We start from the raw sequence: 12881 nt of genomic DNA, 5'->3' as shown, positions 1-12881 counted from the left end.
GCACAAGCCGGGTTACATCTCCCAGCGCACGCTCACCGCGAAGGTGCGCGGCAGGCCGACGCCCGCGTTCGACCAGTACCTGCGATTGGCCAGGTTCTCCACGCTGGCGCGCAGGGTGACCGGGTGCCCCGACGCCATCAGGCGGTAGCCCACACCGGCATTGACCAGGGTGTAGTCGGGCAGCTTCAGGGTATTGTCGGCGTCGTACCAGACATCGCCGTAGTAGCGCACGGCAGCATAGGTTTCCAGTCCATCGACCCACGGCAGCTGGTAGCTGGCATGCAGCACACCGCTCCAGCGCGCGGCGCCGACGGTGCGGTTGCCTTCCTGCGCGGCATTGTCGGGCGACAGCCTGTCGTAGGTCGGGTCCAGCCAGGTCACGCCGCCACCCACGGTCAGCGCATCGGTCAGGTGCAGGTCGGCGCTGGCTTCCACGCCTTCGTACAGGGTGATGCCATCCTGCACCAGGCGCAGGCCGGCGTCGGTGGGCTGGTCGATGTTGGCACCGCGTTCCAGGCGGAATGCGGCCACGTTCGCATTCCAGCGCGAGGCTTCCACCTTGGCGCCGACCTCGTACTGCTTGCTGATGGTCGGACCCAGCACATCACCGGCGTTGATGTAGGGGTTGCCCACGCGGCTGCCGGCTTCCAGCGATTCAATGTAGCTGGCGTACAGGGTCACGGCCTCGCTGGGCTTGAACATCACCGCATAGGTCGGGGTGACCGGGTAGGTGTGGTAACGGCCCTTGGTCTCGAAGTCGTTGTAGCGCCAGCCGGCCAGCACCGACCAGCCCCCGCCGAAGTCCACGGTATCGCTGGCGAATACGGCCTGCTGCACGGTTTCATCGCCGCGGGTCATCACCCGCGAACCCACCGCGTCGTGGCGGATGGCCGAACGCTGGTACAGGTTGGCGCGACCAATGGTGTTCCACTCGTAGGGGCGGTCCCAGCCCAGCCCGGTCTGGTGGCTGACGCCGGCCACCAGCTGGTGCTGCAGCGGGCCGGTGCGGAAGCCGCCCTGCACCAGCGCCTGCGCCAGTTTCCATTGGCTCTTGCCGCCCAGCTCATACACATTCACGTTGTAGTCGCCGTTCGGATCGTCGATGTAGGCGAAGATCTTGTTGACGTCGTTCCAGGAGGTGGTGACGCCGTAGCTCAGGCTGGCCTTCCAGCCGCTGTTGATCTGCCAGGTGAACGCCGTGGACAGCAGGCTGGAACGGGTATCGTAGTAGGTGCCCGGCACGCTGTTGTCGACGTCGCCGGCAATCGGCCGCGGCAGCGAGGTCATGCCGATGAAGTAGTACTGCGGCGACTCTTCGCTCAGGTCGCGGGACTGGAACACGCCGTCGAAGGTCCAGGTGAGCGCATCGCTCAGGCGCGCGTCCAGCGACAGCGCGCCGACCTTGCGGTCGACATGGCCACCATTGAAGGTTTCGCCCTTCTCCTGATACGCGTTGAAGCGATAGCCGAACATATCTTCGTTGCCGAAGCGGCCACCGGCATCGACACCACCACTGATGATGGCCTGTTCGCGCCAGCCCAGCTGCGCCGAGAAGGTGGGGGTATCGGTCGGCTTCTTGGTGATGTAGTTGACGATGCCGCCGGGCGCGCCGAAGCCGTACAGGAAGCCGCCGGGGCCCTTCAGCAGGTCCACCTGTTCCATCACTTCCAGCGGCCATTCGGTGCCCCACGAGGACACCTGCAGACCGTTCACGCGGTAGCTGTCGTAGTTCAGATCGATGCCGCGGTTGCGGATGGGCGAGCTCCAGCCGCTGGCGTAGGCGCTTACCTGGGTGGTGACCGATGGATCGAACAGGAAGGCTTCGCCCAGCGATACGACCTGGCGCTGCTCGAGCTGTTCGCGGCCGACCGCAGTAATGGCGAACGGGGTATCGCGCAGGGCACGGTCACCCAGCGCGCCGGCTTCGGTGTGGGTGCGTTCGCCGACCACCTTGATGGCGTCCAGGTCGGTGGCGCTGCGGGCATCAGCCGGGGCTTGCGCATGGGCTGCGCAGGCGGTGGACAGGGCGGCGGCCGGCAGGGCCAGGCGCGGGGTGCGGAACGAAGGCATCGATCGGATTCCTCGGCGGACGGCCACAGGCCATCCACCCATGGTTGGGGGAAGAGGCAGTGGCTGGGATCACGCAGGCTGTCCGTGAACTGGGAGCGGGGCGCCGCAGGGGCGCAGGACCATGGCTGGTTGCGAATTGTTCTCTTTTCGTTACAGCGCGTCAAACCGTGAGCGTCGCCCGGGTGGTAGCGGCGCGCCGGGCGTGGCCCGGCGCTACCGAGGCTAGGCGCGCTGCGCGCGCTTGAGCAGTTTCGCCTCGCGCCTGCGCGCGCGCCGCGCCCGCCAACGCTCGGCCAGGCAGGAGAAGATCACGTACAGGGCCGGCGTGCTGAGCAGGGTCAGACTCTGCGAGAACAGCAGGCCACCGATCATCGCGATGCCCAGCGGCCGGCGCAGCTCCGACCCTTCGCCCAGGCCGATTGCCAGCGGAACCGCAGCCAGGATGGCCACCATCGTGGTCATCATGATCGGCCGGAAGCGGACGATGCTGGCCTCGCGTGCGGCCTCGCGCGGGGTCAGTCCGTGCTCGCGCTGCGCCACCAGCGCGAAGTCGATCATCATGATCGCGTTCTTCTTGACGATGCCGATCAGCAGCACCAGCGCGATCATCGAGATGACCGACAGCTCGGTGTTGGTACCGAACAGGGCCAGCAGCGCGCCTACGCCTGCCGCCGGCAGCGTGGACAGGATCGTCACCGGATGGATCAGGCTTTCGTACAGCATGCCCAGCACCAGGTACACGGTCAGGATCGCCGCCAATACCAGGATCAGCATGTCGCTGGGATCGGAATTGAAGCCAAAGCCCGCATCGTCGGCCAGGCGGATGTCGCCCGGCATGCGCATGCCGGCCACGGTCGCATCGATGATCGCCTTTGCCTCGCCCATGCTGACGCCGGGGGCGAGGTTGTAGCTCAGGTCCATCGTCGTGTACTGGTTCTCATGCGTGATCTGCGAAGGCGCCAGCCCCGGTACCTGGGTGGCCACCGCAGTGATCGGCACCATCTCGCCATTGCCTGCGCGCACATGGACCTCGTCCAGTGCGGTGGGGGTCGCCGTCTGCGAAGGCAGGGCATTGACCACGACGCTGTATTGGTTGATGTCCGAGTAGATCGTCGAGATCTGGCGCTGGCCGAATGCACCGTACAGCGCACCGTCGATGGCACCGACCGAGACGCCCAGTCGCGCGGCCTTGGCGCGGTCGATCACGATGTTCTGGCGCAGGCCGGCGTTGTCCACGTCGGTGCCGACATCGCGCAGCTTGGGGTTCTTCTTCAGTTCCGCCTGCAGCTTCGGCAACCACTCCTGCAGCGCCGCCAGATCGTTGCCCTGCAGCGAGATGCGGTACTGCGCGCCCTGGCTGGAGCCGCCGCCGTCGTTGCTGGGCAGATCCTGGATGGCGCGCAGCCGCAGCTGCAGGTCGGGATAGCGGTCGGCCTTGGCGCTCAGTCGCGCCAGTGCATGCGCGGTGGTCTCGCGGCGGCCTTCCTTGCGTGACTTCAGTTCGACATTGAACTGCGCGCTGGAACCCTGGCGGCCACTGCCCAGGCGCACGCCGACGGTCTTCACCGCCGGGTCGGCCATCAGCATGTCGGTGATGCGGCGCTGGCGGTTGACCATGTCCTCGAAGGACACGGTCGCGCTGGAGTTGGCGCGGCCCCAGATGAGCCCGGTGTCCTGTGGCGGGAAGGCGCCCTTCTTCACCGCGCCGAACAGGAAGACGGTCACGCCGATCAGGATCAGCGGCGTGAGCGAGAGCAGCAACGCGTGGCGCAGGGAGAAATCGAGGAACACCGTGTAGATGCGCAGCATGCGTTCGTGGCCGGCGTCCAGCCAGCGGCCCAGGCGCGAGGGTGCCGCGCGATGGTCGTGCGCACTGAGGAACCGGCTGCACAGCGCCGGCGTCAGCGTCAGCGAGACGATCATCGAGACCACGATCGCCGCCACCAGGGTGACGGTGAACTCACGGAAGAACGCGCCCATCATGCCGCTGGCGAACAGCAGCGGGATGAACACCGCAACCAGCGAGGCGGTGATCGAGACGATCGTGAAGCCGATCTCGCGTGCGCCGGTGAACGCTGCCTGCAGGCGCGGCATGCCTTCGTCGAGGTGGCGCATGATGTTCTCGATCACCACGATCGCATCGTCCACCACGAAGCCGATCGCGATCACCAGCGCCAGCAGGCTCAGGTTGTTCAGGGTGAAGCCCAGCGCATACATCACCAGTGCGGCGCCGGCCAGCGACAGCGGCACCGTCACGGCCGCGATCAGGGTCGGGGCGAGCCGGCGCAGGAACAGCGCCATGGTCAGCACCACCATCGCCAGGCTGATCAGCAGGGTGATCTGCACTTCGTGCAGCGACGAGCGGATCGTCGGCGTGCGGTCGAAGTATGGCGTCATCGTGGTTCCCGGCTGCAGGTAGTCACGCAGCGTCGGGATCTGCGCCTTCACCCGGTCGACGGTCTCCACGATGTTGGCGCCGGCGCGGGTGAACACATACATGACCACCGCGGGCTTGTGGTCGAACCATGCCGCCTGGTAGGCGTCCTGCTGGCCGTCGTAGACGTTGGCGACGTCCTTCAGGCGGATCACCCGGCCGTCGCCTTCGGTCTTCACCACCAGGTTGGCGAAGTCCGCAGCGCGGGCCACCGAATCGTTGGTGATGATCGCGGTGGTGGAGTTGCCATCGCTGAGGAAGCCGGTCGGCGAGGTCACATTGGCCGCGCGCACCGCGTTGCGCAGGTCGTCGGCGGTCAGGCCCAGCGCGTTCATCAGCCGCAGGTTGACGTCCACGCGCACTGCCGGCGTCGACGCGCCGGCGATGTCCACCGAGGCCACGCCGCTGATCTGGCGGATGCGCTGGGCCAGCAGCGAGTCGGCCACGTTGTACAGCTCATCGGCCGACTGCGTCTGCGAGGTCAGTGCGATGGCGATCACCGGGTCGTCGTTCGGATTCGCCTTCTGGTACATCGGAGAGCCCATGCCCGAGGGCAGATCGGCCTGCGCGGAATTGATCGCGGTCTGCACGTCCAGCGCCGCCGAATCGATGTCACGGTCGCTCTGGAAGATCATGAACACCAGCGAGCTGCCTTCCGAGCTCGACGAGCGCATGCGGTCGATGCCCGGCAGCTGGCCCAGATGACGCTCCAGGGGTGCGGTGACCGTGGAGGCCATCGTCGCCGCGTCGGCACCGGCCTGGCTGGCGTGCACGAAGATCACCGGAATCTGGATGTTCGGCAGTGCCGATACACCCAGCCTCAGGTAGCAGATCAGGCCCACCATGAACAGGCCGATGGCCAGCAGGGCGGTACCGATCGGGCGGCGGATGAAGGGGCCGGACAGGTTCATCGCGCGGCCCCCCGCAGCAGCGGGGCAGGGGTCATGCCTGCGGCTCCTGCAGCGTGCCCTCGCGCAGTGCGCGTTGCTCGCGGCGGCGCGCCAGCCACTCGGAGAAGCGCTCCATGTACAGGTAGATCACCGGCGTGGTGTACAGCGTCACCAGCTGCGAGAGCAGCAGGCCGCCGACGATGGCGATGCCCAGCGGACGGCGCAGTTCCGAGCCGATGCCGGTACCCAGCGCGAGTGGCAGCGCACCGAGCATGGCCGCAGCCGTGGTCATCATGATCGGGCGGAAGCGCAGCAGGCAGGCGCGGCGGATCGCTTCATGCGCGTTGGCACCGGCGCGGCGTGCTTCGATCGCGAAGTCCACCATCATGATGCCGTTCTTCTTGACGATGCCGATCAGCAGCACGATGCCGACGATGCCGTCCACCGACAGGCTCAGGCCACACAGCATCAGCGCCAGCAGCGCGCCGACGCCTGCCGGCGGGAGGGTCGAGATGATCGTGATCGGATGGATGTAGCTCTCGTACAGCACGCCCAGCACGATGTAGATGACCACCAGCGAGGCCAGCAGCAGCCACACCACATCGGTCTGGCTGCCGGTGAACTCGGCGGCCTTGCCGATGAACTCGGCATGCAGGTGCGCGGGCATGTCCAGACTGTCCTTGGTCTCCTGGATCGCGCGTACCGCTTCGGACAGCGAATAGCCCGGCGCGACGTTGAACGAGACGGTCACGGCCGGCAGCTGCTGCTGGTGGCTGACCACCAGCGGCGCGCTGGTCACCTGGCCTTCGGCCAGCGCCGACAACGGAATGATGTTGCCGGCACCGACCGTGATGCCGGTGTTCTGCGCGCCGATGCCGGTGGCCGTGGAGGAGTTGGAGGAGGTGACCTGGCCGAAGCTGGTGGCGTTGGTGCCGGTCAGCGCGCCAGCACCGTTGGAGGCCACCGCCAGCTGCTCCATCAGCGCGGTGCTGGTGCGGAACTCCGGTGCCACTTCCAGCACCACGCGGTACTGGTTGAGCTCGGTGAAGATGGTCGAGATCTGGCGCTGGCCGAACGCATCGTAGAGCGTGTCGTCGATGGTCTGCATCGGCACGCCCAGCACGCTGGCCTTGTCACGATCGATCGTCAGCTGCAGGGCACGGCCCTGGTTGGACAGGTTGTTGTCCACGTCGGCCAGCTCCGGCCGCTGGCGCAGGGCCTCGGTCAGGCGCGTGGCCTGGGTGGCGACGGTGGCCGCGTCCACGTCCGACAGGGAGTACTGGTACTCGGTCGCGGCCACGCGGGTGTCGAGGGTGACGTCCTGCACCGGCTTCAGATACAACGCTACGCCGGGAATCCCGGCGACGGCCTCCTGCAGGCGCGGCAGGATCCGGTCCAGCCCATCACGCTGGCTGCGCTCCTTCAGCACGATCGACAACTGGCCCTGGTTGAGCGTGGGGTTCATGCTGCCAGCGCCGATGAAAGCCGACACGCCAGTCACATCCGGATCCTTGCGCAGCGCTTCGGCCACCTGCCGGGTGCGCTGCTCCATCTGCGGGAACGCGATGTTCTGGTCGGCCTGCACCACGCCGGTGATCAGGCCGGTGTCCTGCTCGGGCAGCAGGCCCTTGGGAATCAGCACGTACAGCAGAACGGTCAGCACAAGGGCGCCGCCGGCCACGGCCAGGGTCAGGCGCTGGTGGTCCAGCACCCAGTCCAGGCTGCGTTCATACAGGCCGACGGTGCGGCTCCACACGGTCTGCTTGCCGGCCGCGTGCGCCCGTTCATGCGCGTCCTCGCCTTCCGGCAGCGCGTCGGGCTTGAGCAGGTAGGCGCACATCATCGGGGTGAGCGTCAGCGAGATCAGCATCGACAGCACGACCGCGATGCTCAGCACCCAGGCGAACTCATGGAACAGGCGGCCGGTGACGCCGGGCATCAGCAGCAGCGGCAGGAACACTGCCACCAGCGATACCGTCAGCGACAGCACGGTGAAGCCGATCTGGCGCGCACCGATCTCGGCCGCTTCCTTGCCGCTCTTGCCCTGCTCGATGTAACGGACGATGTTCTCGATCATGACGATGGCATCGTCGACAACGAAGCCGGTGGCCACCACCAGTGCCATCAGCGAAAGGTTGTCCAGCGACATGCCGGTGAACGCCATCACCGCGAACGTGCCGGCCAGCGACAATGGTACCGCCACCGAAGGAATGATCGTGGCCCACAGGCGGCGCAGGAACACGAAGATCACCGCCACGACCAGGCCGATGGTCAGTACCAGGGTGAACTGCACTTCGTGCACGGAGGCGCGGATGGTCTCGGTACGGTCGTTGAAGATCTCCAGATGCACGTCGGCCGGCAGCACGCCCTGCAACTGCGGCAGGATCGCGCGGATGCGCTCGACGGTCTGCACGATGTTGGCGCCCGGCTGGCGGCGCACTTCGAGAAGGACAGCCGGCTTGCCGTCGGCCCATGCGGCCAGCTGGTCGTTCTCCACGCCGTCCACCACCGCGGCCACGTCCGACAGCCGCACCGGGCGGCCGTTCTTGTAGCTGATGATGGTGTCGCGGTATTCGGCGGCACTGGACAGCTGGTCATTGGTGCCGATGCTGTAGGACTGCGTCTTGCCGTTCAGCGAGCCCTTCGGCGCATTGACGTTGGCCTGGGTGAGCGCGCTGCGCAGTTCTTCCAGGGTCAGGCCCATGTTCGACAGCTGCGCCGGATTGACCTGGATGCGCACCGCCGGGCGGACATTGCCGGCGATCGACACCAGGCCCACGCCCTGCACCTGCGACAGGCGCTGGGCCAGGATCGAATCGGCGTAGTTGTTGACCTCCCGCAGCGGGCGCGTGTCCGAGGTGAGCTTCAGGGTGACGATGGCCGCATCGGCGGGGTTCACCCGGTTGTAGACCGGCTGGTAGGGCAGCGACGAGGGCAGGGTGGCCTGGCGGATCGCCGCCTGCACGTCCTGCGCGGCGATATCGATGTCGCGGTCCATCGAGAACTGCAGGATGATCGTCGACAGCCCGGCCGACGAATCGGACGTCATCAGCTCCAGGCCGGAGATCTGGCCGAACTGCCGCTCCAGCGGGGTGGTGACCAGCGAGGCCATTGTGGTGGCATTGGCACCCGGGTACTGGGTGGTGACCACCAGGCTGGGCGCATCGATTTCCGGCAGTGCCGACACCGGCAGCTTGCGATAACCGAGAATGCCCAGCAGCAACAGGCCCGCCATCAGCAGCGAGGTGGCGATCGGGCGGCGGATGAAGATCGTCGAAAAGCCCACGGACTGATCCTTGCTGGCGCTTCAATGGCAGCGCCGGCGTCGATGCCGGCGCGAAAGGAATCGGTGGCCTGCGCTCAGCGCGGGCCACCACCGCGGCGGCCTGCACCGCTACTCTTCTGTTCGGCGGCCTTCAATTCGGCCTCGGTGGGTGCAGCCGGGGTCTCGCCGGGCTTCAGGGCCGTGACCTTGCTGCCGGGCTTCAGGCGGAACTGGCCTTCACTGACCACCCGCTCGCCGCCCTTCAGGCCCTCGGCGATCTGCACGTGGCTGTCGCCCACTTCCACGCCGCTGCGCACGGTCTGCATCTTCACCGTGTTGTCGCCCTGCACGACGTAGACATACTCGCCGTCCGGGCCACGCAGCACGGCCTGGGTCGGAATCACCACGCCGCCGCCGATGGTGCGCAGCTGCATGCGCACATTGACGAACTGGCCCGGCCACAGGCCGTTGTCCGCATTGTCGAACACCGCGCGTGCCTTGAAGGTGCCGCTGTCGGCGCTGATCAGGTTGTCGACCACATCGAGCTTGCCGTCGCCGGACAGCACGTGCGAATCGGCACGGTCCAGCGCAGCCACCGGAACGCTGCCGGCCGCCTGTGCCTGGCGCACATCGCCGAGCTGGCGTTCGGGCAGGTTGAACAGCACGTGGATCGGGTGGATCTGGGTCAGGGTGACCAGGGCGGTGCCCGCGTTGACCACGTTGCCGGCATCGACTGCACGGATGCCGGCGATGCCCGAGATCGGCGCAGTGACCTTGGTGTACTGCAGCTGCACCTGCGCCGAGCGCATGCTCGCCTCGTTGGCGGCCACTGCGCTTTCGTACTGTGCCACTTGGTTGCGTTGTGTATCCAGATCGGTCTTGGCGACGTACTGGCGGTACTCGGGGGCATTGGAGCGCTGGTAGTTGGAGCGCGCGGTCGCCAGCAGCGCCTCGTTCTGGCGCTTGGCGGCAGCGGCCTGGTCATAGCTGGCCTGGGCGGTACGTGGGTCGATCACCGCCAGCACGTCGCCCTGCTTCACTTCCTGGCCTTCGCGGAAGTTCAGGCTCATCAGCTGGCCGCCGACCTGAGGGCTGACCGTGACGGTATTCATCGCGGTGACCGTACCGAGCGCACTGGCGTAGACGGGCACGTCCTGGCGCACGGCGTCGACCACGGTCACCGGTACCGGTGCGGCATCGGCGTCATCGCCACCTTGGCCGGCGGCGACGCCGGGCCTGCCGGCCTTGTCCTTGCCACCGCTCAGCACGCGCAGGCCCACCACGGCCAGCACCAGTACCGCCACGACCAGCAGCACGATCTTCCAAACACGTGACATTCAAGGACTCCAAGAGGGCTGGACGGGCGGGGCCCGGTGGGCAATGCGCAAAGCATACCTGTGCCACATCACGTTTCCTGCATGACGGATGGGACGGGCGCTAGGACCGGGACCGGCCGCGGAGGTTCCCGTAAAGGCAGCGTTGCCCTACATTCAGGTGCAGAACCCTGCCGTGGAGTACCGAGATGCGCCGTTCGTTGCTGCTGTCCGCCCTGATCCTGGCCCTGCCGGCCCTTGCCCATGCCCAGGACGGGCAGCGCCCCGAGGTGACCGCGGCCGCACAGCGGCTGCAGGCCAAAGTGGTGGAGTGGCGCCGTGATTTCCACCAGCATCCGGAGCTGTCCAATCGCGAAGTACGGACCTCGGCCGAGGTCGCCAAGCACCTGCGCGCAATGGGCCTGAAGCCGAAGACCGGCATTGCCCATCATGGCGTGGTGGCGATCATCGAAGGCGGCAGGCCGGGTCCGAAGATCGCCCTGCGCGCCGACATGGACGCGCTGCCGGTGACCGAACAGACCGGCCTGCCGTTTGCCTCGAAGGCGACCGATCAGTACCGCGGGCAGACGGTGGGCGTGATGCATGCCTGCGGCCATGATGCCCATACCGCCACCCTGCTGGGTGTGGCCGAGGCGCTGGTGGCAATGAAGAAGGACCTGCCGGGCCAGGTCATGCTGATCTTCCAGCCGGCAGAGGAGGGCGCGCCGCCGCCGGAAGAAGGCGGTGCCGCGCTGATGCTGAAGGAGGGCCTGTTCGCCGACTTCAAGCCGGAAGCCGTGTTCGGCCTGCATGTGTTCTCCAGCGTGCAGGCCGGTCAGATCGCCGTGCGTGGCGGTCCGCTGATGGCCGCCTCGGACCGCTTCGGCATCAAGGTGATCGGTCGCCAGACGCATGGCTCCGCGCCGTGGAACGGTGTCGACCCGATCGTTGCCACGGCCGATCTGGTCGGTACCGCGCAGACCATCGTCAGCCGTCGCGTGAATCTGTCCAAGCAGCCGGCGGTGCTCACCTTCGGTGCGATCAACGGCGGCATCCGCTACAACATCATTCCGGACGAGGTGGAGATGGTCGGCACCATCCGCACGTTCGACGAGGGCATGCGCCAGCAGATCTTCGCCGACCTGCGCAACGTCGCAGAGCACACTGCGGCCGCGCACGGGGCAAAGGCGGTCACCGACATCTACGAATCAGAAGGCAACCCGGCCACGGTCAACGATCCGGCGCTGACGGCGCGCATGCTGCCGAGCCTGCAGGCGGTGGTGGGCAAGGACAACGTGTACGAACCGCCCCTGCAGATGGGCGCGGAGGACTTCTCGCTGTATGCCAAGGAGGTGCCGGGCATGTTCTTCTTCGTCGGCTCCACCAGCGTGGGCATCGATCCGGCGACGGCACCGGCCAATCATTCGCCGAAGTTCCTGCTGGATGAGAAGGCGCTGGACGTGGGACTGCGTGCACTGCTGCAGGTGAGCCTGGACTACCTGCATGGTGCCGGCACCCCGGCAGGGTGAGGCTTTGCGGCAGGGCTTGCAGCCCTGCACCCCTGAAGCAACGGCAACGTCAACGGCAAAAGCGGTGCTGGATTTCTGTTGGTTGGGCGGGGCGGTGTGGGCCTGCAGGACACGCCGTAAACCCGTCCATGGGGGCTCGATGGCGCCATCCATGGCGCCAACGGTCCTGCAGGCCCACACCGCCCCGCCCCCGACAGGTTCACGCGGCTGCTGGTAGGTGTCGACCTTGGTCGACACAGGCAGACATCGGGAATGTCTGAAGGATTGGCTTTTGATTTTGATTTTTCTGATCTTTCCCGTGGTGGTGGCTGCGTGCAGGGAACTGTCAGGGGCCGGGTGGGTAGGCGGGGCGGGGGTGTCCGCGGCATGGATGCCGCGGCCAAGCCCCCAAGGACGGGTTTACGGCGTCCCCCGACCCGCCTACCCACCCGGCCAAGCCGATAGACCGCCTTCCACGACCAACCGACAAAACCACCACGGAGGGGCTCCGCCGTTGGCCGGCCCGGCCGGAGGCCCAGCCCCGTCGCGATACAATGGCCCCATGAACACCCCCCAGGATTCCAGCCTCGGTCGCGAGGTCAGTTACCCGTCGCAGTACGATCCCGGCCTGCTGTTTCCCATCCCCCGCCGCGCCGCCCGCGCCGAGATCGGCCTCGACGACACCGCGCTGCCGTTCGTCGGCCATGATCGCTGGCATGCGTTCGAGCTGAGCTGGCTCGACCCGCGTGGCAAGCCGCAGGTGGCCGTCGCCACCGTGCAGGTGCCCTGCACCTCGCCGTGCCTGATCGAATCGAAGTCGTTCAAGCTGTACCTGAATTCCCTCAACAGCAGCCGCATCGACAGTGCCGAGGCACTGCATGCGCGTCTTGTCGACGATCTGTCAGCCTGTGCCGGCGCACCCGTGCAGGTGGCGTTCGGCCTGCCCGAACTGCGCCCGGTACCGCTGGGCGAATCCATCGACGGCCTGGACCTGGAGATCGACTGCTACGGCCCCCCGCAGGCGGACTTCCTCTCGGCCGACGCTGCGCAGCCGGTGGAGGAGACGTTGGTCTCCGCGCTGCTGAAATCCAACTGCCCGGTTACCGGCCAGCCGGACTGGGCCACGGTCAGCCTGCGCTATCGGGGGCCGAAGATCGACCGGGCCGGCCTGCTGCGCTATCTGGTGAGCTACCGCGAGCACGCGGAATTCCACGAGCAGTGCGTGGAGCGGATCTTCAGCGAGGTCTCCGCGCGCTGCCGGCCGCAGTGGCTGGAAGTGGAAGCGCGCTACACGCGTCGCGGCGGCCTCGACATCAATCCATGGCGCGCCAGCCCCGGCATCGCTGCCCCGGCCGCGACCTACCGCGAGCTGCGCCAGTAACCGCCGCAGGCGGTTACGGT

Annotated in this window: 6 protein-coding genes; 2 read left to right on the top strand and 4 right to left on the bottom strand. The window is 67.1% G+C overall.

Annotated features, from left to right (window positions below):
- Positions 1 to 12 precede the first annotated feature (12 nt).
- From AC06FB_RS06830 to AC06FB_RS06815, 4 genes are all read right to left on the bottom strand, one after another.
- Entirely contained in the window at positions 13 to 2070 is a 2058-nt protein-coding gene (locus AC06FB_RS06830) for a TonB-dependent siderophore receptor (RefSeq protein WP_478053489.1), read from the bottom strand.
- A gap of 222 nt (positions 2071 to 2292) precedes the next feature.
- Positions 2293 to 5415 (bottom strand): efflux RND transporter permease subunit, encoded by a 3123-nt coding sequence (locus tag AC06FB_RS06825; RefSeq protein WP_065174390.1) that lies wholly within the window; start codon positions 5413 to 5415, stop codon positions 2293 to 2295.
- Positions 5416 to 5446: 31 nt separating this feature from the next.
- The gene (locus tag AC06FB_RS06820; RefSeq protein WP_164151977.1) at positions 5447 to 8680 is read right to left on the bottom strand and encodes an efflux RND transporter permease subunit; all 3234 of its coding nucleotides are present in this window, start codon (positions 8678 to 8680) and stop codon (positions 5447 to 5449) included.
- Between the two features lie 74 nt (positions 8681 to 8754).
- Positions 8755 to 9996: an efflux RND transporter periplasmic adaptor subunit gene (locus tag AC06FB_RS06815; RefSeq protein WP_478053488.1), complete on the bottom strand. Its 1242-nt coding sequence runs from the start codon at positions 9994 to 9996 to the stop codon at positions 8755 to 8757.
- A 185-nt stretch (positions 9997 to 10181) separates the two neighbouring features.
- On the opposite strand from AC06FB_RS06815, the gene AC06FB_RS06810 reads away from it, so the two are divergent.
- Together AC06FB_RS06810 and queF are read left to right on the top strand one after the other, a co-directional pair.
- Positions 10182 to 11501, top strand: coding sequence for a M20 family metallopeptidase (locus tag AC06FB_RS06810; protein WP_128988411.1), 1320 nt, complete (start codon positions 10182 to 10184; stop codon positions 11499 to 11501).
- A gap of 541 nt (positions 11502 to 12042) precedes the next feature.
- Positions 12043 to 12861, top strand: coding sequence for an NADPH-dependent 7-cyano-7-deazaguanine reductase QueF (queF, locus tag AC06FB_RS06805; RefSeq protein ID WP_053515757.1), 819 nt, complete (start codon positions 12043 to 12045; stop codon positions 12859 to 12861).
- Positions 12862 to 12881 lie beyond the last annotated feature (20 nt).

The sequence above is a fragment of the Stenotrophomonas sp. Steno-C15 genome, from assembly GCF_056393265.1.
Note: the sequence above shows the minus strand (reverse complement) of the source record. Positions and strands in the feature narration are given on the sequence as shown.